This window comes from Micromonospora sp. M51 (assembly GCF_018070305.1).
Classification (GTDB): Bacteria; Actinomycetota; Actinomycetes; order Mycobacteriales; family Micromonosporaceae; genus Micromonospora; species Micromonospora parva.
In genome coordinates this window covers 1-24,113 of the sequence record NZ_JAGPXZ010000005.1, presented here as the reverse complement: position 1 = coordinate 24,113, position 24,113 = coordinate 1, and the positions used below count along the sequence as shown (strand labels likewise).

Genomic DNA, 24,113 nt, shown 5'->3' with positions numbered 1-24,113 from the left:
CGGCCACGTCCTTTCGTGGGCGGTGGTTGGGTCGGCAGACCGGGCAGCTTTCTCAGGGCCTTGGCCGGTCTGTCGGCCGCTTCTATCGGTGGTGCAGGTGGAGCCGGAGAATCACCCGTTGCCTGCCGTCGCTGACAAGAGCGGGTGCGGAGCGGAAGACCAGGGCGCCCGCGTGGCGGGCGATGGCGGTCAGGGCGGCGATGTCCTCGCCGGTCCCGATGAGCACGAGGTCCAGGACGCGGGGCGGGGTAGTGGTCGTGGTGCTCATGCCGCAGTCCGCAGGTCAGCCGGGGCGGCGAGGCCGCTGCGGCGGCGGGTCCAGGTGGCGTAGTCGGCGACGCGGATGATGTCGGCGTCGGTCATGTAGGCGGCCTTGACGCGGTTGGGGGTGCCGCCTTCGGCGATGAGGTAGCCCTCGCCCTGGTTGTTCGGGTCGATGCTGTTGGAGGAGAAGCCGCGGGCGTACCAGCCGTGCCCGAGCACGATGTCGGAGGACACGTCGTTGGTGCAGCGCCCGGCGAACCGCCACGCGAACAGGTCCCGCAGTGACGGCGGGATGATGTCCGATGACGGGCGCTGAGTGGCGGCGGCGACGATGATGCCGACGGCACGGCCCCGGGCGACGATGTCGCGCAGCAGCGCGGCGAACAGGTCCTGGTCCTTCTTGTCTCCGGCGGTGGCGGAGAAGTAGGCGATCTCGTCGCAGGCCACGAGGATCTGACCGAACAGGTCGTTCGGGCCGATCTTCCGGCGACGCCGGGCCAGCAGGAACGAGTACCGGTTGTCCATCACCGTCTGCACCCGGCGAAGGGTGCGGATGGCGTGGTCCATGTCGGGGCCGACGAACACGTCGGCGGCGTCCTTCCACAACCCGAGTTCGACCTGCTTGCCGTCGAGTAGGCAGAGCCGCACGTCCGGGCACAGGGCGGCGTGCCCGACGATGGTGTTCAACAGCGACGACTTGCCCGCGCCGGGTTCGCCACCGATGAGGATGTTGCGGTAGATCATCGGCAGGTAGGCGGGGTGGCCGAACTCGTCGATGCCGAGGAAGACCGGGTCGAAGATGGACAGGCCCGCGCCGACCGGGACCGTCTGCGGCGCGTCCGGGGGCGGGGGCAGTTCGATGGTGTCCGTGAGGTCCATGGCAGGGCTCCCGGGGTCGGTTGACACGTACGTGTCAGGCGGGTGGGGATGGGTGGGGCGCGGACGCTTGACCCGTCAGGGGTGCTCTGTCCGCGCCGTCCCGGTGGTTAGGCGTAGTCGGAGGGGTCGAACCCGTTCGGGCTCGCGGTAGTGGTGGTGGGGTTGCGCGGCTTGCGCTGGCGTGGCGCATCGGGTGATGCGGTGGCTGGCTGGTCAGGCACGTCGGGCAGGTCCAGGCCGACAGGCGGCATGCCCGGAGAGGTAGGGGCGTTGGCCGGGATGTCCGTGGGGACGTAGTCCGGCAGCGGCGACACGACCGTGTGCGCCAGGGGTTCGCGGCGGGTGATGTCGATGCGGATGAACGCGGCGTACTTGCGGCCGGCGCGCATGACGCGGACCTCGTTGGCCCAGCACGCCACTGCGAGCTTCTGTACCTGGCCGTCCTGCTCCAGATCCCGCAGGGACAGGCCGGGGCGCAGCCACACCCAGACCCGTTCACCGGCCGGGGTCGGCTTGGCGGGCAGGATCAGCGGGAGCGAGCCGTGCCGGTTGGTGGCGATGAACGCCGCGAAGCACAACCGCAGCCGGTGCCGCACGATCAGGCACCAGATCCAGGCCATGACCCGACGGCGAACCGGGCTGATGGCGGCGGGGACGCCGACGACCAGGGCGACGACGAGCAGCGAGCCCCACAGCGGGGTCGACTGCATCAGCGTGGTCCAGCCGTAGACGGCGGCCAAGCCGAGCACGATTTCCGGCAGCCAGTGCCAGAAGACGCGCAGGACCGGCCACGCCACGATCAGCGCGAACACGACCGCGCCGAGCACAGCGCCGAGGACGACGCCGAGCAGACCACCCAGGATCGGGTGCATGTACTCCGAGGCCACCATGGCGGCCAGCAGGCCGACCGCGCCGAGGGTGACCCAGAACGCGATGGTGGCCCGGCGACGGTACGAGCGGGCAACCGGCGCTTCGATGACAGTGACGTTGTTGCCCCCACGGTTCGACCAGCCGAACGGGGACCTCTGGCTAGACTTGGACACGACAAGTCCTCCCTCAGTAGGGACCTTGTTGGACAGGACGCGGGGTCGCAGACGACGCCAATCAGCGGCGACCCCGTGTCCACCTCTTCGCTTCTGTGGAGCCGAACAGGAACCCCGGCCGCTAGACGGCGGCGGTGTCCATCGCGGTCAGCGCCGAAGCCCGGAACGCGACACCGGAGCGGACCTTGCCGTCCCGGTCGTTGACCCAGGGCAGCGCCTCCAGGTCCATCGGCACGACCGGCTGACGAACGGCCACCGCCGGCATCACCGGGCTGACCACCGTCACGTTGATGACCTCGGCGCTTCCCTCCGACAGGGCGTAGAGCTGCACCGCCCACATCGGCTGCTTCGTCTCCCGGTCGAACTTCTGCTGACCCGTCTGGTCCAGCTTCGGAACCGGGTTCACCGCGACCTCGTACGACACCCGCGAGGTGTCCAGCAGCAGACGTCCCATAACTGACTCCCTTCAACTAGGGCTCGCTCACCTTGAGCGATCGCCCGTGTTCGATGGGATCAGCCTAGCCCGTACAAAAGTACGTGTCTAGTATTTCAGTACGGGCCATCGATCAAAATCTTGGCACGAAGAAGGGCGCCCCGCTGTGGGACGCCCTTCGGTGCAGCTCAGAACGTGTGACGGTAGCTAGGCAACTCCTACGCGGCGTGCCAAGGCTGCCAGTCGGTCAGAAGGGGTGGGCTCCATCCGTAGAAGGTCGGCAACCATCGTCTCGACCACGGGGTGTCCCTTGATCTGCTCCGGGGTTAGCGCCTCGGCCTGCTCAAGCGCATCGACGGCCTCAGACACCCTGCGGCGCTGAGTCCAGGCTTGTGCCACGTACATGAGGAGCCGAGCCTGCCGCTCAGACGATAGGACGGACGGGTCGATCCGCTCCGCCGTCCGGAGCGCAGACCCGGCGTCGCCGAGTTCGACTGCCACCGCGACCTCGTGTAGCTGGACATTCGTGGGACCAAACTCGGTCTCGTAATCGTTGCGGTCGACCCCCAGGAGCTGAGCTGCCTCTCGCGCCACTCCGAGATACTCGTGAGCCCTCTGATCATCTCCCATCCGCGCAGAGGCCACAGCCAGTTGCAGATTCAGCGCCCCGAACAGCGACACAGCCGCCGGCTTGCACGCCGACACCTCGGACTCAAGCGCTTCGGCAGACGACGATGCAGCGCTTATGACCTGCTCGAATTGCCGCCCGCCCTGAAACACCAGCGCAAGGCGGAACGTCCCAGCGGCGACCAACAGCGGGTCTCCGACCTGCTCCGCAACTAGCAACGCCCGGTCGATTGAGACCCAGGCCGCTTCATGCTGACCAAGCTTCGACAGTGCGGCCGAGAGGGCGTGATATACCGACGCTAGCTCGGTGAGATACGTCTTTCGGGCCTCGCCTTTGGCGGATCGTGTTGCTCTCTCCAGATCCGGCAGCAGGCCACGCAGCAGCCCGGCCAAGTCCTCGTAACGGGCGGCGTGTGCGTACGTCCAGCACAGGTCGGCTCGCTCGGCTGTCTGCGGCAGGGGAAGCTCTCGGTCCTTGCCCAGAATCGCGGCCATGAGGTAGCTGGTGCTTAGCACCGAGCGCAGGGCGGCAGCCGCCGAGGGAACTTCAGCGCTCTCCGTATCCGCAGTGCCCGGGGCCAGTTCAGCCATGGGGATACCGAGCGCGCCCGCAATCCGCTCCAAGATGGAGACCCGGTCGATCGAACGTACCCCGCGCTCGACCTGCGAAAGCCAAGCCTCAGACCGCCCGATCATTTCGGCAAACTCACGCTGAGAAAGCCCACGCTTTTGCCGTCGCCTAGCTATAAGTCGACCGTGCTCATTGCTGTCAGGCATCTAGTGAACCAAGGCCCTTGCTAGGTCCGGGCGTTAGGAACTCAACCCGCGCGTCCTGCGTATACGGTTCGCGCTCCTTGTGGAAACGGATCACGTGAGGTTGCACTTCGTGCGCCTCGAATGCTTCTCGGTCTGCGTAGCACTCGTAGAAGACTCGGGCGAGCGGTGCCCCCTCTACAGAGTGAGTAGCATAAATCAGCGTCCCTGGTTCGCGGGCACGAATCTCAACCCCTGTCTCTTCGACAAGCGCGTCAAACGCTTTCGCGCTCTCGTCGTCCTTCAGATCGAAGCGCACCACCAACGCAAACATGCAGTCACCCTCCTTGCTCACCGAGAGTCACGGGTTGCGTACGCAACTCTGGCCGTACTCTTGTTTGGCCACCCGTATTCTATTACGGATCTGCTTACCGGGGTAGTCAGGGAACGGGGCGGGGCTGCTGAGCCAGTAGCTCTGTCGGATGAGCCCGGTAGTGCTGTCACGCATCCAGTTGATGCGCTAAGCGACTATTCCGGGTGGGATGGGTGACGGCCCACCGACCGGTAGTGTCTGGTCGTCACACTGCGTGGCTGACCCGCCGCCTGCTGCCGCACGGCGAGCGGCAGATGAAGTGCCTGCAAACCTGCGCCGGGCCACCGGCGAGGGGAGGTAGGGCTCTGCGCCAGGGCGCCTCCACGGCGCAGCCCTGTAACGCTCGCCTACGGCGAATGCTGTTGACCCTCGTGGAGACTGGAGGTGTGCCGATTCGACGACTCCCCGACCTCACGCCCGAGCAGGTGGTCAAGCTTCAGGACGCGTTGCTCGCGAACGCCAACACGTTGCTGGAGTCCGCCCTTGCAATCCTGGATCTAGGCTACGTTGCGTTGGCTCGGTCCATCGCCATCCTTGGCATGGAGGAGTCAGGTAAGGCCATCGCCATTCATGATCGGCGCGTGGCGATGGGCTATTTGCCCGACGGCGAGACCTTTCGGTGCGACTCGCTCGACGAGCTGTGGTCCAGCCACCAGAAGAAGTTGGAGGCCGTCTACGGCTTCCTGACCGAAGAGCGGTACTGGTTCGGGGAACCCGCGAACCCAGAGCGGAACGCCGCAGCGTTAGGCACTATCAGGGCTTGGCTGCGACGTGACCACATCAAGCAACGGGGCTTCTACGTCGAGATTGACAAGGTCGGCGAAGCGCTCGCACCCGATGGCGTGGCAAACGAGGCAGCCCTTCGTGAAACGATCGCTCAGATCCATCAGATAGGCTGGCAGTTGCGTCTCGGCGAACACATCGAGGGTAAGCAGCAGGATGAGAAGGAATCTGGTGCTTCTGGTCTGGAAGATCAAGCCCTGACCTGGCTGGACGATGTTGAGGAGACAACCGACACCGGCCCATTCATCGCTGATCTCAAACGCTCGTTAAAGAGTGGCACTCCGGGAAAGGCTCTGCCGAACGCGGCATACCGCTTCAATCCTCCGGGAGCAGACCGGCAGCCATTCCGGAATCTCGGTAAACCCGGCTACGAAGCAGAAACGCGAGAGCTGATCTCTCTGGCGGGCGAACTCGACGAAGTCATCGACCCGGAAGAATGATCGAGTCCTGCGTGCTCCTAAAGCCCGAGCATCCTCACTGTCATCTACCGAAGCGTCCTGTAATGCGTTTGGACTCCCAGCGGTGAAGCTGGTGGAGGGCGTGCTTGTCGTAGCCAATCTCAGCCATAGCTTCTTTGACTTGCTCGAGCGCGACTCCTGAGTCGGCAAATTCCTGCATCAGTTTGGGCATCGCCACCTCGGTTTGGCTGTTCCTCGCCCAGCCGTTGTTACCCAAATGGTCGAGGAAGGCCAGCAGTTCGACTTGCTCGGGCGTGAAGCCGTTCCACGTAAAGCCGGCAGGACGTTGAGCCATGCCCCGTACGGTAGTGGGCCAAATATCTCTTGGCAAGGCTGGGTGCCAGGATAAAGCAGGGGCCTGGGAACGGGGGCTGGCTCAGAGCGCGCGGACGGTCGTCGGCGATATCGGTGTGCACTGAACTCACCAGAAGCGGATGTTGCCGCATCCGCGTCCTAGACCACTGGGGTTCAGAGTCGGCAGCCGGCGAGCCGGGAGATCGCGTAACCCATCAAGCGTATCAATGTGTTACACCAACCGGAGTACGACATGAGCCCGGTAGTGCCCCTGTGAGAACTTTCTGTACGGGATCAAGGCGGCCCGCTTCGCAGGCCGCTCACGCCGCCGAACCAGGGCCGGGCCGAGGGCCCGCCGCCGCGCCTCTGGCCTTCGGCCGCCAGCGCGTCGGTTACAGCCCGCCGGCGGCGCGACATACGACGAAGCCCCGGGGCCGCCAGGAGCACTGGCAGATCCGGGGCTTGTCCAGGTCGACGGAGCGACGTACGACCTCACCGAAACATGATCGCGACTGGGATGGCTATCACCGCCGCCAGAGCACTGACGACTGCCGCCCAGTAGAGAACGCGCTTGCCGGGATCAGACTTCTGCCGCCGCAATTGCGCCCGACTAAGGTCATGCAGCTCGACTCGGTGCGGATTGGGCTTGCTAACCAAATAGCGGATCCGGGACGGAGGACTGATTCGTTCAAGTGTGTTATAGAAGTCGCTGACAAACTTCCGTTTGGGGTAATCGCTTGGAATTTGGAACCGTAGTTGGCCCCTGTCCAGATCGATGACCGCGCGGCCGTTCGCTAGGTCGAGCACGGCAACTGACCCAAAGTCGATGTCGTCGAGCGAGACGTTGCGAATGGCGGACGTATGTCCCTTGTACCTAACAGAGATCGTGGCGGCGGCCTCGGGAAGACCCTCCGACATCAACCGGGCCAGACGGACTACATCGTCGCGGTACAACACCACGCCGTCTACCCAGACGGAACTATTGTCCACCATTATCGGCATTGGCACACCTCCCCTTCTCCCGGCCATCAAATTCTACCCAACCGATGCGTCAGCCCCGGTGTCGGCTCAGGCTCCGGGCGTGCCTCCGGCGGGGCCTCGGGCGCTCCGGGATGGCTAGGAGGCGCACCGGGGGGTATCAGGAGTGCGGCTTAGCGGCGACCACCAGCAACTAGCTTTAGATTAGGTCGTTCTGGCCGCAGGCTCTCGTCGCGAGTGCCCTCAAAGGCCGTCATCACTAGCCCAAAGACAAGCATGCTCAGATCTTCAACGCTCGTATCCAGTTCGGCAGCGATCTGTGTCGGAGAAATGCCCTGCTTCCGCAATCCTCGAAATACCTTATCGAGGACCTGAGATGTTTCACGTCGGATTCCCCCAGGCTCTCCGATGCGATACCCCAACTTGCCAAGTTCGATCAGACACCGGCGGTAGTTCCACTCGCTGAACATCCCAATGTCGTTTACTCGATATGTCAGGGCCAACGCTGCAACGCGCCAATGTTGCTTCGCTCGAAGCACTTGATCCGTGGTCGGGTTATTTGGTACCCGGCTGCGGACGCTCATTCGTGGCATTAGGAAAGCCGAAGCGAACTGGTTTGCCTCCCGTTCGCTATCCTTCGGCCATGTGGTGCATCCGTTGTGGCCGTGTAGTACTAGATGTCCCAGCTCGTGAGCTGCGTCGAACCTGCCGCGTTCACCAGACTTCAAGGTGTTAAGGACCACAAAGGGTATGCCGCCTCGCCAAAATGAGAAAGCGTCAACATCGCCGTGTTCTGGGGCGAGCGAGAAAACCCTAACACCGTTAGCTTCCAACAGGTGGACCATGTTTGGGGCGGGAGAAAGCTCCCCGATGCCCCACTTGGCGCGGACGAACTCCGCGGCCTGCTCTGGTCGGTGGCGCTCTAACGTCGGCACGTTGGCTTCGGGAAGCCGGAATCGGGCATCGATTAGGCAATTGAGTTCGAAGGCCAGTGTTGCCGTGGCTAATGCTGCGTCACGGGGGCCTGCCAGCAACTTCGTTCTTGCTCGGAAGCTGACCTGGTTTTCCATAACGTGCTCCACTGGAGGCCGGAAGAAGAAGGTCAGAGGAAACTCCAACTCGGAGGCGATCCGGGCAAGAGTTTCCTCTGAGGGCTTCTGGCGGCCACACTCATAGTTCGAGACGCTTTGAGTGCTCTTTTCGATGCGCCGCGCGAGTTCTGCGGCTGACATGCCGCGTCGTTTCCTAGCTAGGGCCAATCGCGACGGCGTAAACATGGGCACTCTTTCTATATGAAGCGCTTTTGGCGCTAGCGGGGCTCGACGCGCACGTCGATCTCTCCGAAGCCGTCGTTCGGATCGTCTCCGGGGATCTCCTCGACGGGATACGGCGGCGGGATGATGCGCGGGTGCCACTGGGTGATGAAGCCACGCCCGTCGGTCTGGAGCGGGTAAGACAACTCGTATCGGACTTCCGACTTCGCCTTGTCGTAGTACATGAGCGCCAGCCAGAGGCTGTAGTCGGCCAAGGGCTCCTCTTGGCTGCTCGTCTCCATCGCGATGTCGAAGAGCGGGGTGACGCCCGCTGGCTGGTTGCGAGTGACCATCTGTCGAGTCAGCTCCCCCTTGGGGTAGCGCGTCCTCGGCTGATGGCCTCCGAGACGAGCGCCTGTCATGGCGTTACCGCTCGTGACACCGATCTTGACCTTCAGTTCGTCGTTGACCCAGAGCGGCAACACGCCGTTGAGGTCGATCCGGCGGTAGCCGTGCGGTCGCAGCTGAACCGTCATACCCGTCACCATGCCGTTGTAGGCGTAGTAGCCGAAGGCGGTCTTGGCTGACTGAGGCGTGCACAGTCGACGCTCGGTGTTGCTTGCGCCGACGGCTTCGAGGAGGGCGTCGTACGGGATGCCGAGCCGCCGAAGCTCCTCCTCGTACCCGCCCCCACCGAGGGGAAGGACTGTTGCCACCGAACCTCCTCAGGTCCCTTATACATCCGGAACCTCATCCGAGGTGCCGAAACTATAAGGGAGGGTAGCGGGGAAGGTTGACAGCGGGGGCCTGCCGAAGGGCGACACGCCGAGCGAGGTGGTGCTTGACGTCGACGTCCCAGGCAAGCAGTGCACCGTTAGAACATACGTTCCAGTGGCTCGGGCGGTCAAGATCGCAGCGCGAGCGTATAGCTGAAGATCATCCGGCACAGATCCGGCACAACCGGGACCGACAAGCCGTGTCAAACGTCGAGAGGCGTTGACGACGGTTGTGCAGGTCAGCACCGCAATCCGCCCGATAGGAGATGATCTATCGGGGTCGAAGGTGTAAGGGGTTCAAATCCCCTCAGCTCCACCCCAGGTCAAAGGCCGTTTCCGCGAGTCGGAGACGGCCTTTTCCGATCTTTCGGGTGGCGGGGCGACGCCGTCAGGGGCGCATGGACACGTCGCGCGGCCACCCGCGGAGATGCGCGAACTGGCGAATGTAGCGTTCGCATCTTTCGGCGAAGTCCCCCGGCTCCGGTGGCAGTCGAGTCGCGGTGACCACCTGACGCGGGTCGGAGTGGCCCGGCCGCAGCAGCCGGATCTGGTCGTCGGTGAACTGTCCGCCGGTGAGGTCGGTGACGGCAAGGGCCATGGCCAGCGCTACGACGACACCCACGCACGTGCGGTACGGGCTGAAGACGGCCTCCGGACCAGTGTCGGTCTCCGGTTCGTGGTCGATCACCAGGAGCCAGACACTGTCCTCGAAGCCCGCGACATCGACCTCAAGGTGGATCGCACCGGGCATGCCGTCGGGCGTGCGATCGATGCGGTCGCCGATGGTGGTGGCCCGCAGTTCCGCCGCGTCGAGGCGGCGTCCGGAATCGACGCGGCGTCCCTGTTCGTAGCGTCGGTCGGTGACGATGATCAGCTCGGGCGTCGTGGTCATGCCGAGCAGTTCGGCCAGGGTGGCTCGCGCGGCGGTCACCACCTCGGCGAGGGAGATGGGCCGGGCCACTGTTGCCTCAAGGTCGACTGACACGCGCGCCTCCAGTCTGGTCGGCTAGGTCGGTGCCCGGCCTAGGGCCTGTTTCATAAGAACTGGCCGGCCTGCGGCGGGCCCGGACGACGACCGGCGGCGTTGCGGTTTCGTCCGGATACGACACCGGTATCCGGACGAAACCGCGCCTTGCCGGATCGCCGCCCGGACTCCGCCTCGGCTCGACCGCCCTTATGAAACAGGCCCTAGGAGAAGCGTTCGGTCGTCACGGGTATCAGACCGTGCTGCCGCAGGACGTCCGTCAACGCGGACAGTGTCGAACCGAGCGCCGCCGTGGCATCGGTCGCCAGCAGTGCGGTCACGTCGAGGCCCCAGGCGAGGGTGTGGCCGACGCGGCGCAGGTCCCAGCTGAACTGGTCGCCGTGCCCATCGAGACGACCACTCGCGACGGACGCGTTCGTGCCGGATGCGCTCGTGCCGGCGGGCGGTGTCCGCCAGGCCGTGCGGAGGGCGGCCACCTGGTCGGGGCGGAGGTCCTTGGCGAAGAGGACGCGGTACACCCGCCGTTCGTGGAAGCCGGCCGGCGGCTGGGCGGGGCCGAGCCGCAGCGGCGGGGCGCTCGCGATCGGTTGATGGTCGAGAAAGTGCGTACGGAGCAGTGTCTCGTCCGGCAGCTGCCCACCGCCGAGCGCGCGGTGGGCGTCCTCGGCCTGCCGGCGGGAGGTGGGGACCACCCGGGCCAGCATCTCGGGGTTCGTGCGGATGTCGCGGCTCAGCGACGCGGAACTCCACCAGCCTGCCTGCGGGGTCCAACCCGCGCTGGCCAGCCCTGTCGTGACGAAGTCGCGGTCCCGGGTGAACTCCTCGACGAGGATGCCCTCCACAGTGGTGGTCGAGTCGCGGGCGCCAACCAGGTAGTAGTCGAGCTGCGGACCTGCGCCGGTCACTTCGACGGCCGCCGACGCGGGTCCGGCCGGTAACGAGTCGATGGTCATCAGGGCAACCGTAGCGAAAAACACGGCCCGGCAACGGTTAGCATCCGGACCTCTAGGTGAGGAGCCCAGATGACGTCGGTGGCGCAGACCCGGTTCGGCATTGTCGGCAGTGGTTGGCGAGGTGAGTTCTTCCTTCGCCTGGCCAGGCTGCTTCCCGAGCGGTTCCGGGTGACCGGGGTGGTGACGCGTACCGAGTCGCGGGGAGCTGCCGTGACCGCCGACTGGGGTGTGCGGACCTTCCGGACGACCGCCGAGTTGCTCGCCCACGAGCGGCCGGACTTCGTCATCGTGTCGGTGCCGTGGTCCGTGACACCGGAAGCGACCCGGGAATTGGTCGCGGCCGGCGTACCGGTGCTCGCCGAGACGCCGCCCGCCGCCGACCTGGCGGGTCTGCGCTCGCTCTGGGCCGACGTCGGGGGCAGCGGTCTGGTGCAGGTCGCCGAGCAGTACCTGCTGATGCCCGGGCACGCGGCCCGGCTGGCGCTGGTCCGCGCCGGGGTGCTCGGCGAACCGACCTCGGTCCAGATCTCGTCGACCCACCTGTACCACGCGGTGTCGCTGATCCGGGGTCTGCTCGGCGTCGGTCACGAGAGCGCCGAGATCAACGCGCGCGCCTTCGTCGCGCCGCTGGCCAACCCGCTCTCGCCGACCGGCTGGAGCGGTGACGACACACCGCAGCAGCTCTCCACCACACTCGCGACAATCGACTTCGGCGGGCGGATGGGGTTGTACGACTTCACCGACAACCAGTGGTGGAACCCGCTGCGTACCCGCCGGTTGGTGGTGCGCGGCTCGCGCGGTGAGCTGGTGGACGACCGGGTTGTCCGGCTGGTCGACCCGACCACGCCGGTGGAGTCGTCACTGGTGCGACGCCAGACGGGTCTCGACCTCAACCTGGAGGGGCTCGACCTGAAGCACATCAGCTTCGACGGCGAGGTGGTCTACCGCAATCCCTTCGTCGGTAGCGGGATGTCCGACGACGACATCGCGGTGGCCGACATCGTCGCCCGCGCCGGGGCGTGGGCGCGGGAGGAAGGCCCCGCTCCGTACTCCCTCGCCGAAGCCTGCCAGGACCACCTGATCAGCCTCGCCATCGAAGAATCGGTACGCACCGGGCAGCCGGTCGTCACCGACGCCGAGGCGTGGGCGCGGTAGCCGAATGTTTGCAAGACAACGGGGGAAGAGACATGGGTTTCGAGGCCTGGGTACGTGAGTTCACCGAGAACGCCGAGCGACGCCGGGACGGACCCGATCCACAGTGGAGTACAGGGGGTCCGCTGCCGCCGGCGCTGATCCGGAGCCTGCAACGATTCCAGGCCGGTGAAGACGGCGACGGCGTGAATCTCATCAGCAAGAGCGAGCGGGCCGGTGACCCGACCTATCTGGCGGCGGTCCGACTGTTCGTCGCCGAGGAGCAGAACCACGCCCGGCTCCTCAAGCACCTGCTGCTCAGCGCGGGCGGCGACGTCATCGACGGTCACTGGACCGACCGGGTGTTCGTGACGATCCGGCGTGCCCTGGGGCTGCGACTGGAACTGATGACGCTGATGGTCGCCGAGGTGGTCGCCCTGCGCTACTACCGAGCCGTCCGCGACGGCACTGATGATCCGCTGCTCTCGGACGTGGGTGCCCGCATCCTGGTCGACGAGCAGAGGCACGTGCCGTTCCACACCGAGCGGTTGCGCCAGGGATGGGCCGAGAGTGCTGGACCGGTACGGGCGGTGGTGGCCGCGGGTTGGTGGGTGTTGCTGTTCGGCGCCGCCGTCGTGGTCGCGTTCGGGCACGGCGCCGCGTTGCGTCTGCTCGGTGTCGGCCGGCTCCGGTTCATCGCCGACACCGCGACGCTGTTCCGGTCGGTCGTGCGGGAGGTGCTCTCCGGTGCGGGCCGGGAGGCTCACCCCGCCAGTTCCACGAGTGCGGCCGCGCGGCCCGCAACGGGGTCGACGGTGCGCGGCTCCCGACAACGGCTCTGGCGCTGGGGAGCGATTGTGCTGGTCGTCGTGGGGTTGGCGGTGGCGCTCTACCCGCCGGCGCACTTCTGGGGTCCACGGCCCTATCGGCACCCGGACGGGATCTTCGGGGTGACCCGGGGCGACTTCGAGGACGACATCCTGCCGCACTACCAGGTCAGTCTGCCGTGTGACGTTGATGGCCTGCGATACAGCAACGCCGAGGACATGACCGGACCGATGGGCGAGCTGTACCTGCACTTCACCACGTCGCCAGGGTGCCTGGACCGGATCCTCGACGGCTGGGCCGCCGCACCGGCGCAGCCACCGACGATGGCGCCCACCGATGCGGGGTTCCCGCTTCCCGCCGAAGCGATCCCGGACACCGTCGGGTGGCGCTTCGACGCGCCGTCGTACCAGGTCTACCAGCGCCAGGGGGACGTGGTGACCGGGCACGTGGTGGCGGTGCGCGACGGCAAGCGGCTCAGTGTGTACCTGCTCGGCCGCTACGCCCACTGACGCCCGGGCGGGGCTGCCCGGTTGGAGCGGTAGCCAGCAGGGTCAGCCCCGGCCGAGCACGGCGGCGGTGCGGACCAGCCCGTCGGCGATCACGAAGCGGCCGGTGATCGACGAGGGCGGGTCGGCGACTTCTGCCGCGTCCACCCGGGTCGGTGCGATCCGGGCGGTGAACGTGCCGGCATCCGGGTCAAGTTCGACTCGCGCGTCGTGGAAGTCCAGCCAGTCGCGGACGATCGGGTACCACACCTTGTAGATGGTCTCCTTCGCGCTGAACAGCACGACCGGCCAGCAGGTGCCGCCGGGTAGCCGCGCGCAGGCGGCCTCCTCCTCGGGCAGCAGCACGAGTCTGCGTACTCCCGGATTGATCTCGCGGTGCTGCTCGGCGTCCATTCCGACGGACCGGACGTCGGTGGTGTGCGCCGCCGCCGCGGCGCAGTAGCCGGCGGTGTGGGTGATGCTGCCGACCACCCCGGCCGGCCAGACCGGCGCGCGGTCGGCGGCGGCCGGCACCGCGGTCATCGCCAGGCCGAGGTCGCGCAACGCGCGGCGGGCGCACATCCTCCCGGCGGCAAAGTCCCGCCGACGGGTCTGCGCGGCCCGCTCGCTGAGACATGCCAGCTCAGCGGGGAGCAACTCGCCCGTCCAGTCGTCGGGCCCGGCGATGGCAACCGCGACCGTCGGTGGCAGCAGGTCACGCATTCCGATTGCCTACTGGTCGGTAGGAATGGCAGATCAGGTCAACCGTCAAATTTCCGACTCCCACGACCGCTGAAAGTACCGCAAAGATGTAACACCGGAGGGACGCGCAGCGCCCTCCCTGATGGCTCCGGGGGGACCACCATCAACGCTGGCCGGCGCGGCCAGCCCCGTGGACATCTGGAAGGACGTGCGATGACCGATGGTGCGCAACGGCCGGGGGTGCCGGCTGACGATCACGCCCCGAAGACCCCCTGCTGGAGCTGCGGCTCCTGCGGTGACGAGTGGCCGTGCGCGACGAAGCGCAGCCGGCTGCTGGCGGAGTACGGCGGTGATCGCGCCATGCTCAGCGTTTATCTGGGGTCCTGCCTCGCCGCCGCCACCGAAGATCTGCGCGCCGCCCCGGTGATGTCGCTCCAGGACCGGTTCATCGGCTGGTTGCCGCGCGGCTCCCGGCGTAGCAGCCACCGCGGCGAGCGCACCACCGATGCCGGTCCAGACCCAGCGCGAGCCGAGGTCCGGCAACCAGTCCGTCAGCGGGTCGCCCTCGTCGTCGGCCTCCGCGTCCACCGGGGGTACGGCGGTGAGCACCGTGCCGGCCTTGGTGTTCGGCACCAGCGGGGCGGCCAGTTCGCCGTCGTCGGCCGAGGTGCCCCGGTCGGCGACGGTGCCGACCAGCAGGTCGACGTCGATCGGCGCACCCAGATCCGGCTCCGGCAGGTCGATCACGGAGAGCCGGATGACGTACGTGCCGGGCAGTGGGTCGGCCGACCAGGGCTCCGCCCACGGCCGCACCTCGCGCAACGTGCAGCCCAGCACCACCGTCGACGCCTTAGCGTCCACCGTCGGAGTCTGGGCCCCCGCCGTGCACGCCTGGCGGCGGCGGAGCCCGTCGAAGACGTCGACGGTCCAGGTGGAGGCCCCGTCGCGTCCCTTCGGGAAGGTGACGGTGGCGGTGATCTCGTGCACCTGACCGGCCGTTGCCGGGAACGACCAGTAGAGGTGGTCGCCGATCGAGGCGTCCACCCGTACCGGCTGTCCCGCGGTGATCGGGGTGGCGGTGAGGAACGACGTGCCGGCACGGTTGACCGGCGTGGCACCCGGGGAGGGGGTGGGTGCGGCGACGGCCGCGGCGGGGAGCAGGGCGGCCCCACCGGCGGCGAGGAGCGCCGCCATCGACCGGAACAGTGCGCTACGCATCAGTTCTCCCTCCAGGTGGCGACCCACCAGCGGGTGAGCAGGCCGGCGAGCAGACCGGTGATCAGCCCGGCGATGGTGAGCAGGGCCAGCAGCACCCAGCCCCGGCCGAGGTCCGGTCCGTCCGGTGCGGGTGCGGCGGCGACCACGTCGACGGTCAACTCCACCGGCATGCCCGGGGTCGCCGCGGTGCCGGGACGCGGGGCGAACGAGTTGCTCACCACCAGGCAAACGGTGGTGGGCTCGACGACCGGGGCCGAACTCTCCTCGGTGTCCGCGGCATCCTCATCGTCGGCGGTGGCCGACCAGCGCAGCCCGGCGGAGAGCACGTCGGCCCGTCCGCTGCCGGCGTCCGCACCCCGGACGAGTTCCCGGCCGTCGGCCGCGGTGGCCCGCAGCAGCACCCCGTAGTCCCGGTTGACGGCACGGTCCAACGCCATGCTCACCGAAGCCCGCAGCTCCTGGCCGGGGCGGATCGGCACCCGGTAGTAGCGGTGCTCGGAGAACGACTCCCGGTCGGCGTACACGCCCGGTGCGAGCAGTGGCGCCGAGTCGCACGCGTTCGTGCCGCCGACCACTGTCGGGGCCCGGGTGTGCGTGTCGCCGGCCCGCTCCACGAGCTGTTTGATCCGGTCGGTCAGCTCCTCGGCGCTCTGCGCGGCGGTGTAGGTCCCGCCGGTCGCGCTGGCGATGCAGAGCAGCTGCCGGCGGACCTTCTCGTCCGGGGCCAGACCGAGGGTGTCGACGACCAGGCTGGTGCCCTGTGCGGCCAGTTCCCGGGCCACCTCGCACGGGTCCGGCGGCGCGCAGGTGTCCTCGCCGTCGGTGATCAGCACGATCCGCCGGGTGGTGTTCCCGCTGCCCAGGTCCTGTGCGGCGGAGCGCAGCGCCAAGCCGACCGGGGTGAACCCGGTCGGGCGAAGTGTCGCCACCGCCGCCTTGGCGGCGGACCGGTCCACCGGGCCGACCGGCACGATCTGTTGGGTGTCCTGGCAGCCGACCTTCTTGTCCTTGCCGCGGTAGGTGGCGCCGAGTACCCGGATGCCGAGCTGTGTCTGTTCGGGTAGCGCGTCCACGACCTCGTTGAAGGCCTGCTGGGCTACCGCGATCCGGGTGCGTCCGTCGATGTCGGCGGCGCGCATCGACCCGCTGACGTCGAGCACCAGCTCGACCCGGGGCGGCTCGGGCGCCGGCTCCCCGTCGGCCTGCGCCGGGGCGGCCCCGGCCAGTGCGGTGGTCGCCAGCAGTCCGAGAAGGACGGCCGTCGATCGTCTGAAGTTGATCACGGCCCGCAGTGTAGTGAGATCCACTTTGGATGATCACTTGGGTTGCGGACGGTCCGAGCCCCGACGCCGTCGGCCTGGTCACCCGTCGCCGCGGGCCGGCATCGTCCGCGCTCTGGGTCCACGCCGGGTCACCCTCGGTCAACTGTTCAAGGAAAGGTGGCGGTCCGGCCACCATCCGTCGGAAATCTGACCCAAGTCGACCCGTTGTGCCGGTGGTGCCCGGTGGTTAAGCTCTTCTTGCGCGCCCCAATCGCCCGCTTCCCCCGTGGCAGGCGATCGGGGCGCGCGTCTTTGTCAGAAGGGCCCGCACGCTTCGGCGTGCGGGCCCTTCTCCCGTCGCGCTGAGCGGCGCGTCGCCTGTCGATGCTTATATCCACCGACCGTCGAGCCACATCCGGGACAGCCAGTCCGAGTACGGGATCACCCGGCCGACGAAGATCGGATAGAAGTACGCGAAGCAGACTCCGACCAGCAACACGTACGCCCCCGCCGCGATGCTGCCCACCAGCCGGCGTTCATAACTCGGGTCACCGGGCACCAGTGGTGCCACCGCACCCACATCGCCCCCGGCGGGCGCGATCAGCGCACCCAGCACGTACACCACCGCCAGCACCAGGAACGGCACCACGGGCGCGGCGTAGAACGAGAACATCGTCCGGCCGTCGAGGGCGAACCAGAACCACGGCAGTAGCCCGGCGGCCACGGTCAGCAGGATCGCGCCGGCCCGCCAGTCCCGACGGGCCACACCCAGCCAGACCAGCGCCACCAGGGCGGGCAGGAACGACCACCAGAGCAGCGGGGTGCCGAGCAGCAGAATCTCCGAGGCGCAGGTCGGCGCCCCGCAGACGCCGTTGTTGGCGTAGTGGAACGCCACCGGTCGGCCCAGCAGCAACCACTGCCACGGCCACGACTGGTACTTGTGCGCGTCGTCGAGCTGGGCATGGAAGCCGTACGCCGCGCGGTGGTACTCGTACAGGTTGATCAGCGGGCCGATCACCGGGCGGTCGCTGAGCGGGGCGCTCGGGTAGGCCGACGCGAGTCGGTAGTAACCGTCGTCGGTGAGCAGCCAGCCCGACCAGGTGGCCAGGTAGGTGCCGACCATGACCACGCCGGCGAGCACCAGCCAGGGCAGCTCGTCGACGACTGCGTCCCGCCAGGGCCGGCGGACCCCCGCCGAGCGGCGGACGCCGACCTCCCAGAGGAGCACCAGCAGCGCGAAGGCCGGCACGAAGTACAGAGCGCTCCACTTCACCGCACACGCGCAGCCGATCAGCACCCCGGCCGCCAGCCGCCACCAGGGCCAGGTGCGCCAACCGGTCGGCGGGCGGCCGGCGCGACCCGGCTGACTCGGATCGAGCCCGTCGTCCAGGGCTCGTGCCCAGCGTCGACGGCGGGCGTCCCGGTCGAGCACCAGCGCGCCGAACGCGGCCAGCACGAAGAAGAGCAGGAAGATGTCGAGCAGGGCCGCACGGGACAGCACCAGGTGGAAGCCGTCCAGCGCGAGCAGCAGGCCGGCCGCGCAGCCGAGCACCGTCGAGCGGAACATCCGCCGACCGATGCGAACCAGCAGCAGCACCGACAGGGTGCCGATCACCGCGGCCGAGAAGCGCCAGCCGAACTCCGGCGCGGTGGTCATCAGGTGCCCGGGAACGGAGACCTTGGAGTCGGCGTCCTGGTAGCCGAAGGCCCACTCGCCGAGCCCGATCAACCACTTGCCCAGCGGCGGGTGCACCACGTACGACGGGACGTTGTCCTTGTAGTTCCACTCCACGCCACGGGAGATCAGCCCGTAGGCGTCCTTGGCGTAGTACGTCTCGTCGAAGATCTTGCCCTTGGGGCTGGACAGCCCGACGAAGCGCAGGATCGCCGCGATGGCCACCACCACTGCCGTGGCCAGCCAGGAGAACCGGTCCGCCTGGGTGTCGACGGTGGCGAACCGTCGCCGGACCGCGGCGGCCACTCCGCCGCCCTCGGCGCTCGGTGCCGTCGGCTCCTGGGTGGCACCGGGCTCGCCCGACACCTGGATCATCTTGTCCGGGTCCGCGCTCGGGCTCTGCGCTGTCGACGCACTCGTCACCCGGCGATCGTAGGCTGCCAAGGTGTCCGGTGGCGTCCGTCGTCCCTGATACCGGTATTCCCAGCAATGAAGGAGACGAATCCGTGGGTGAAATGTCCGAAGTTGGGCGCCTGATTCTGCTCGGTGCTCCGCTCGGCAACCCCGCCGACGCCTCGGCCCGACTCCGGGAGGTGCTGATGAGCGCCGACGTGGTCGCCGCCGAGGACACCCGTCGGCTCACCCGGCTGGCCCGCGATCTCGACCTCACCGTCGGTGGTCGAATCGTCTCCTACTTCGAGGGCAACGAGGAGCGGCGTACCCCCGAGCTGGTCGAGGCCATTCTCGGCGGATACGTGGTGGCGCTGGTCACCGACGGCGGGAGGCCGAGCGTCACCGACCCCGGCTACCGGCTGGTCCGCGCCACGCTGGAGGTCGGGGCGCCGGTCACCGTCGCCCCCGGTCCCAGCGCGGTCACCACCGCGCTGGCCGTCTCCGGGCTGCCCTGCGACCGGTTCTGCTTCGAGGGCTTCCTGCCCCGCACCCCCAGCGGGCGTCGATCGCGGCTGCGCGCACTCGCCGCCGAGGAGCGCACTCTGGTCTTCTTCGAGGCGCCGCACCGCATCGGGGCGACCCTCACCGACCTGGCCGACGCGTTCGGGGCGGACCGGCCGGCCGCGCTCTGCCGCGAACTCACCAAGACCTACGAGGAGGTGCTCCGCCGCCCCCTCGGCGAGCTGGCCCGATGGGCCACCGAGGGGGATCCGCGCGGAGAGATCACGCTGGTGGTGGCCGGGGCGCCGGTGACCGCCCCCGAACGCCCCGACGACGACACCCTGCGCGCCGCCGTCGCCGAACGGGAGGCCGCCGGCCGGTCCCGCCGGGACGCCATCACCGACGTCGCCACCGAATACGCGCTGCGCCGCCGGGACGTCTACACGATCGTGCACAGCTGACCGAGGGGACCGGGCTCCCCTGACGGCGGGATCACCACGCGGCGACCAGGAAGCCGACGGTGATCAGCGTGGGGCCGGCGACGGCGGCGGCCACCGCCCAGCGGCGGTGCCGGCGGCCGGGCAGCCGGGCCGAACCGGTCCACCGGACGATGCCCGCGGTGCAGCCCAGCACCACCAGCAGACCGGGCAGCCACCGCAGGTGCCGGCCCACGCCGACGTCCGCGTACGCGGTGCCGCTGTCCGGGCCGGTCATCCGCGCCGGCAGCCGGGTGCCGGCCGCGCTCCCGTCGGCGGGCACACCGCCGACGCGCACACCATGGGCGATGAACCGCCCGGCGGCGGGTGGGAAGATCCCCCGGCACCGCTGGGTGAGCCCGCCGCCGGAGCAGTCGTCGATCACCACGGTGCCCGACCGGGCGTGCCCGACCGCGAGCCAGAACGGGCCCGCGCTGACCCAGGCGAAGAAGGCCGCGACCAGGCTCAGCACCACCAGCGCGGCGAGCCCGGGCAGCGGATCCGGCGGTGGGGGCGTACGGCTCGGTGCCCGCCGCCGCAGCAGCAGCCGAAAGCCGCGAAACCGCGCCGGTGCCGGGTCCTTGCGGACCGGGGTGCCGTCCCAGTGCACCTGTTCGATCGGTGCCCAGAAGGCGTCACCGTCGTCGTCCAGCGTGTCGTCCGGCCGGCGGACCCGCTGGCGGCGGGTCTGCTGCCGCACCGGCACCCGACGCGGCACGGCGTCCACGGGTGCCCCGGTGGTCGGCTCCACCTCGACGGACTCCCCACCGGCCGGGACCGAGGCGGCGAGCGGGCCGGACAGGGCGGGCCGGGCCGGACCGGGGGCGGGAGCCGCCGGGGTCGGCCGGGCCGGAGTGGGCGACGGGGCCGCCGGCGTGGGGCGGGCCGGGGTGGCGGACCGCCCCGCCGGGGTGGGCCGCTGCCCACCCGGGTCGGCGGGCACCAGCCGGGGCTGGGGCGCGACCCCGGTGACCCGGGGCACGGCCGGCTCGCGCCCCGGGTCGTCGCCGACCGCCGGTCCGGTGGGACGGTCCTCGTGGTCCCGCGCCGCTCGTCTGCCCGTCACGACGTTCATTGCACACCTCCCCAGGAGGCGAAACGGGCAGCTGAGCCGCGTGTCGACGACAAATCGGACCAACGGGCGAGGTGGTCGGCCCGGTCCGCCGGTCGGGGACCCCCCATTGGTTCGCGGATGCCCCGACCGGGTCACTAGGCTCACTGCTCATGAGTCACGTTCTCGCGGCAGTGGCCTGGCCGTACGCCAACGGCCCCCGCCACATCGGCCACGTCTCCGGTTTCGGCGTTCCCTCCGACGTCTTCGCCCGGTACATGCGGATGGCCGGCCACGACGTGCTCATGGTCTCCGGCACCGACGAGCACGGCACCCCGATCCAGGTGCAGGCCGACGCTGACGGGGTGACCCCGCGCGAGCTGGCCGACCGGTACAACAGGGTGATCGTCGAGGACCTGCACGGCCTCGGCCTCTCCTACGACCTGTTCACCCGCACCACCACCCGCAACCACTACGCGGTGGTGCAGGAGCTGTTCGAGGGGATGTACCGCAACGGCTACATCGTGCCCAAGACCACCATGGGCGCGATCTCCCCGTCCACCGGGCGCACCCTGCCCGACCGGTACATCGAGGGCACCTGCCCGATCTGCGGGTACGACAGCGCCCGCGGTGACCAGTGCGACAACTGCGGCAACCAGCTCGACCCGATCGACCTCATCGACCCGAAGTCGCGGATCAACGGGGAGACTCCGAAGTTCGTCGAGACCGAACACTTCTTCCTGGACCTGCCGGCGCTGGCCGAGGTGCTGCGGCAGTGGCTGGACACCCGCGAGGGGTGGCGGCCCAACGTGCTGCGGTTCTCCCGCAACCTGCTCGACGACCTCCAGCCCCGGGCGATCACCCGGGACCTGGAGTGGGGCGTACCGATCCCGCTGGACGGCTGGCGGGACCGGCCGGACAAGCGGATCTACGTGTGGTTCGACGCGGTGATCGGCTACCTGTCCGCCTCGATCGAGTGGGCCCGCCGCTCCGGCGACCCGGAGGCGTGGCGCCGGTGGTGGTCCACCGACGGTCAGGGTAAGGACGCGCAGTCCTACTACTTCATGGGCAAGGACAACATCGTCTTCCACTCGGTGATCTGGCCGGCGCTGCTCTCCGGATACTCCGGCGAGGGCTCCCGCGACGGTGAGCCGGGCGAGCTGGGTCGGCTCAACCTGCCCACCGAGGTGGTCTCCAGCGAGTACCTGACCATGGAGGGGCGGAAGTTCTCCTCGTCCCGCAAGGTGGTCATCTACGTCCGCGACTTCCTGGAGCGCTACGACGCCGACGCGCTGCGCTACTTCATCGCCGCCGCCGGCCCGGAGAGCAACGACACCGACTTCACCTGGGCCGAGTTCCTCCGCCGCAACAACGACGAGTTGGTCGCCGGCTGGGGCAACCTGGTCAACCGGTGCGTCTCGATGGCCGCCAAGAACTTCGGCGCGATCCCCGCTGTCGACCCGGCCGGGCTCACCGAGGCCGACGAGGCCCTGCTCGCCGTCGCCCGCGCCGGGTTCACCACGGTTGGCGACCTGATCGGCCGGCACCGGCAGAAGCAGGCCATCGGCGAGGCCATGAAGGTGGTCGCCGAGGCCAACAAGTACCTCTCCGAGCAGGCGCCGTGGAAGCTCAAGGGTGAGGCCGACAAGCCCCGTATGGGCACCATCCTGCACGTCGCCCTCCAGGTGATCAGCGACGCCAACACGCTGCTCACCCCGTTCCTGCCGCACTCCGCGCAGCAGGTGCACGAGCTGCTCGGCGGCACCGGCGTGCACGCGCCGATGCCGGTGATCGAGCAGGTCGACGACCTGGACGGCGGCCCGGCGTACCCGGTGCTCACCGGGGACTACACGGTCGGCGCGCGCTGGGAGTCGGTGCCGATCGAGGCGGGCCGCCCGCTGGCCGCGCCGAAGCCGGTGTTCCGCAAGCTCGACCCGTCGATCGTCGACGAGGAACTGGCCCGACTGGCCGACTGACCGCACGACGCGCGGCGGCGGGTCGCCCTGCCGCCGCGCGCCGTCACATCGCGTACCGGGTGTCCATCACCTGGTCGTCGGTCACCTCGGCGCCCGGCGCCCAGGCCTCGTAGACGCCGCGTTCCTGACACTGGGCACCGGTGCCGAGCACGGCGTCCGGGTTCGGGTAGCGCAGCCGCATCCGCAGCCAGCCCGCCTCCTCCCGCAGCACCAGACACGGCACCCCCCGCCACTGGGCGAACCGGACCCGGCGGGCCACCGCGTCCACCGGGTAACGGGCCGCCCGGGTCATCGCCAGCACCCGGAACCCGCCGGGCAGGTCGGCGACCGCCTCGTACTCGTTGTCGCCGTACGTGCCGACCAGTTGGGTGGAGCGGGGCACGTCGGCGTTCGGCACGTACTCCTGATCAGGGGAGAGACCCGGCACCGCGGCCAACAGGTGCCGCCACTGCGGACCCACCATCCGCAGCCACCCGCGCTGCTCGGCCTGGTAGGTGTACAGCACCACCTCCACCCCCTCCGCCGGGTAGGCGATGAGGGCGGCGTTCGCCGGCATCGGCAGGTCGGCGAAGTCCCTGGTGATGAACTCCGGGATGAGCTGACCGTTGCTGGGCGTGAAGCCGGTGCCCAGCACGGGAGCGCCGACCCGGTCCCGCGAGGCCAGCGCGGTCAGGCCCCGGTGCGCGGGCCCGGCCGGCACGTCGTAGTCACCACTGTCGGACGCGCGCCAGCGCAACACGTACGCCACGTCCGGGCCGTCCCGGCCAGCGTCACCATCGGTACGCAGCACCTTCGTCGTCACCGGCGTACGCAGGTGCGCCACATCGTGCTCGCGGTAGCAGAAGCCGTGCGGCAGCCAACCCCGCAGGTGACCGGCGACCTGCTGGGCCGAGAGCACCTTCACCATCCGGGTGCCCCGCCGGACCACCGCCGACGCACGCGCCATCGCCAGCACCGGGTCGCCCGCCGCCGCCGGCTGCTGGCTGAGCTGGTGCAGGTACGCCCAACCCCGCTCGCGATGGGCGGGCATCAGCAGCGGCGTCTCCGGCTCGTCGGCCGGTTCCGTCGCCCCGTGCACCGCTGTCACCTCGGTGACGTGCACGAAACGCCGCCACGGCAGGGCGCTGCCCGGGCGGGGCGCCCACTCGAAGCCGGCCACCTCGTCGGCGCTGAACAACTCGTACGCGGCACCTCGGGCGATCTCCTCGGCCGGGTACACGGCGCCGCCGAACGCCACGTGCAGTCCGGTCCGTTCGCTGGCCGTGCCGCCGGCCTGGGGGGTGACGCTCATGCCGTCGCCTCCCTGCTCGCTGGGATGGGGTCCGCACGCTGTCGCGTCCGCTCGTTGGCGACCGTAGAGTCGCGCGGCGTAGCCGAGGTGAACGTCGGGTGGCGGGCAGATGGACAGCCCCGGTGTGTGATGCTGTCGCTGATGAGCGAGCCCAGAGAATCCCGCCGTGACCGTGCCGCCCGGCGGGCCGGAGAGTTCCCGCCAGCCCCCGAGTCGTTGCCCCGGGCGGTGCTGGACAGCCACACCCACCTGGACATCACCGTCAGCGAGGC

23 protein-coding genes and 2 pseudogenes are annotated in these 24,113 nt (G+C 68.9%); 6 read left to right on the top strand and 19 right to left on the bottom strand.

All coding sequences use genetic code 11. The annotated features are described in order from the left end of the window. Positions 1–82: 82 nt before the first annotated feature. The 7 genes from KBX53_RS00790 to KBX53_RS00760 form a co-directional block, all read right to left on the bottom strand. On the bottom strand, positions 83–268 hold the full coding sequence (locus tag KBX53_RS00790) for a hypothetical protein (protein WP_210857475.1): 186 nt from the start codon (positions 266–268) through the stop codon (positions 83–85). Continuing rightward, complete coding sequence (locus tag KBX53_RS00785; protein WP_210857474.1) at positions 265–1,143, bottom strand: FtsK/SpoIIIE domain-containing protein; 879 nt, start codon at positions 1,141–1,143, stop codon at positions 265–267. Before KBX53_RS00785 ends, KBX53_RS00790 begins: the two co-directional genes overlap by 4 nt. Before the next feature lie 107 nt (positions 1,144–1,250). Further along, positions 1,251–2,186, bottom strand: coding sequence for a hypothetical protein (locus tag KBX53_RS00780; protein ID WP_210857473.1), 936 nt, complete (start codon positions 2,184–2,186; stop codon positions 1,251–1,253). 121 nt (positions 2,187–2,307) lie between these two features. Continuing rightward, a complete protein-coding gene (locus tag KBX53_RS00775) occupies positions 2,308–2,640 on the bottom strand; it encodes a hypothetical protein (RefSeq protein WP_210857472.1) in 333 nt (110 codons plus the stop codon). A 186-nt stretch (positions 2,641–2,826) separates the two neighbouring features. Next, the gene (locus KBX53_RS00770; protein WP_210857471.1) at positions 2,827–4,023 is read right to left on the bottom strand and encodes a helix-turn-helix domain-containing protein; all 1,197 of its coding nucleotides are present in this window, start codon (positions 4,021–4,023) and stop codon (positions 2,827–2,829) included. Then, the gene (locus KBX53_RS00765) at positions 4,016–4,333 is read right to left on the bottom strand and encodes a putative quinol monooxygenase (protein ID WP_210857470.1); all 318 of its coding nucleotides are present in this window, start codon (positions 4,331–4,333) and stop codon (positions 4,016–4,018) included. Before KBX53_RS00765 ends, KBX53_RS00770 begins: the two co-directional genes overlap by 8 nt. 27 nt (positions 4,334–4,360) lie before the next feature. Next, positions 4,361–4,507, bottom strand: a complete 147-nt coding sequence (locus KBX53_RS00760; protein WP_210857469.1) for a hypothetical protein — start codon at positions 4,505–4,507, stop codon at positions 4,361–4,363. A gap of 221 nt (positions 4,508–4,728) precedes the next feature. Between KBX53_RS00760 and KBX53_RS00755 the strand changes: the two genes are divergently transcribed. Further along, positions 4,729–5,595 (top strand): AbiV family abortive infection protein, encoded by an 867-nt coding sequence (locus KBX53_RS00755; protein WP_210857468.1) that lies wholly within the window; start codon positions 4,729–4,731, stop codon positions 5,593–5,595. Positions 5,596–5,635: 40 nt separating this feature from the next. On the opposite strand, the gene KBX53_RS00750 is transcribed toward KBX53_RS00755, so the two are convergent. The 6 genes from KBX53_RS00750 to KBX53_RS00725 form a co-directional block, all read right to left on the bottom strand. Next, complete coding sequence (locus tag KBX53_RS00750; protein WP_210857467.1) at positions 5,636–5,908, bottom strand: hypothetical protein; 273 nt, start codon at positions 5,906–5,908, stop codon at positions 5,636–5,638. Between the two features lie 491 nt (positions 5,909–6,399). Beyond that, positions 6,400–6,909 carry a hypothetical protein gene (locus KBX53_RS00745; protein ID WP_210857466.1) on the bottom strand — a complete coding sequence of 170 codons (510 nt, stop codon included), beginning with the start codon at positions 6,907–6,909 and terminating at the stop codon, positions 6,400–6,402. Between the two features lie 149 nt (positions 6,910–7,058). Further along, on the bottom strand, positions 7,059–8,162 hold the full coding sequence (locus KBX53_RS00740; RefSeq protein ID WP_256443290.1) for an ImmA/IrrE family metallo-endopeptidase: 1,104 nt from the start codon (positions 8,160–8,162) through the stop codon (positions 7,059–7,061). A gap of 32 nt (positions 8,163–8,194) precedes the next feature. Then, entirely contained in the window at positions 8,195–8,854 is a 660-nt protein-coding gene (locus tag KBX53_RS00735) for a hypothetical protein (protein ID WP_210857464.1), read from the bottom strand. A 448-nt stretch (positions 8,855–9,302) separates the two neighbouring features. Then, positions 9,303–9,899 (bottom strand): hypothetical protein, encoded by a 597-nt coding sequence (locus tag KBX53_RS00730; RefSeq protein ID WP_210857463.1) that lies wholly within the window; start codon positions 9,897–9,899, stop codon positions 9,303–9,305. A 203-nt stretch (positions 9,900–10,102) separates the two neighbouring features. After that, positions 10,103–10,852 carry a hypothetical protein gene (locus tag KBX53_RS00725; RefSeq protein WP_210857462.1) on the bottom strand — a complete coding sequence of 250 codons (750 nt, stop codon included), beginning with the start codon at positions 10,850–10,852 and terminating at the stop codon, positions 10,103–10,105. A 69-nt stretch (positions 10,853–10,921) separates the two neighbouring features. Between KBX53_RS00725 and KBX53_RS00720 the strand changes: the two genes are divergently transcribed. After that, positions 10,922–12,007 carry a Gfo/Idh/MocA family protein gene (locus KBX53_RS00720; RefSeq protein WP_210857461.1) on the top strand — a complete coding sequence of 362 codons (1,086 nt, stop codon included), beginning with the start codon at positions 10,922–10,924 and terminating at the stop codon, positions 12,005–12,007. Between the two features lie 32 nt (positions 12,008–12,039). Then, positions 12,040–13,320, top strand: a complete 1,281-nt coding sequence (locus KBX53_RS00715; protein ID WP_210857460.1) for a ferritin-like domain-containing protein — start codon at positions 12,040–12,042, stop codon at positions 13,318–13,320. A gap of 42 nt (positions 13,321–13,362) precedes the next feature. Here KBX53_RS00715 and KBX53_RS00710 read toward each other — a convergent pair whose 3' ends face one another. The 4 genes and pseudogenes from KBX53_RS00710 to KBX53_RS00695 all read right to left on the bottom strand — a co-directional run bounded on the left by KBX53_RS00710 (position 13,363) and on the right by KBX53_RS00695 (position 18,576). Then, positions 13,363–14,019, bottom strand: a complete 657-nt coding sequence (locus tag KBX53_RS00710; RefSeq protein ID WP_210857459.1) for a 4'-phosphopantetheinyl transferase — start codon at positions 14,017–14,019, stop codon at positions 13,363–13,365. Between the two features lie 459 nt (positions 14,020–14,478). Further along, positions 14,479–15,216 (bottom strand): annotated as a pseudogene (locus KBX53_RS00705) (peptidase); the annotation flags it as partial. Further along, complete coding sequence (locus tag KBX53_RS00700) at positions 15,216–16,499, bottom strand: VWA domain-containing protein (RefSeq protein ID WP_210857458.1); 1,284 nt, start codon at positions 16,497–16,499, stop codon at positions 15,216–15,218. The gene KBX53_RS00700 and the pseudogene KBX53_RS00705, both read right to left, overlap by 1 nt. A 367-nt stretch (positions 16,500–16,866) precedes the next feature. Further along, entirely contained in the window at positions 16,867–18,576 is a 1,710-nt protein-coding gene (locus tag KBX53_RS00695; protein WP_030329135.1) for a dolichyl-phosphate-mannose--protein mannosyltransferase, read from the bottom strand. Positions 18,577–18,659: 83 nt separating this feature from the next. Here KBX53_RS00695 and rsmI point away from each other — a divergent pair, with 83 nt between their 5' ends. Beyond that, a complete protein-coding gene (gene rsmI, locus KBX53_RS00690; protein WP_210857457.1) occupies positions 18,660–19,508 on the top strand; it encodes a 16S rRNA (cytidine(1402)-2'-O)-methyltransferase in 849 nt (282 codons plus the stop codon). A 31-nt stretch (positions 19,509–19,539) separates the two neighbouring features. Here rsmI and KBX53_RS00685 read toward each other — a convergent pair whose 3' ends face one another. Beyond that, entirely contained in the window at positions 19,540–20,589 is a 1,050-nt protein-coding gene (locus KBX53_RS00685; protein ID WP_309140684.1) for a hypothetical protein, read from the bottom strand. A gap of 158 nt (positions 20,590–20,747) precedes the next feature. Between KBX53_RS00685 and metG the strand changes: the two genes are divergently transcribed. Beyond that, positions 20,748–22,550 carry a methionine--tRNA ligase gene (metG, locus tag KBX53_RS00680; protein ID WP_030329132.1) on the top strand — a complete coding sequence of 601 codons (1,803 nt, stop codon included), beginning with the start codon at positions 20,748–20,750 and terminating at the stop codon, positions 22,548–22,550. Between the two features lie 43 nt (positions 22,551–22,593). Here metG and KBX53_RS00675 read toward each other — a convergent pair whose 3' ends face one another. Further along, positions 22,594–23,841, bottom strand: coding sequence for a hypothetical protein (locus KBX53_RS00675; RefSeq protein WP_030329130.1), 1,248 nt, complete (start codon positions 23,839–23,841; stop codon positions 22,594–22,596). Positions 23,842–23,970: 129 nt separating this feature from the next. Between KBX53_RS00675 and KBX53_RS00670 the strand changes: the two are divergent. Further along, positions 23,971–24,113, top strand: a pseudogene (locus KBX53_RS00670) (AraC family transcriptional regulator); the annotation flags it as partial.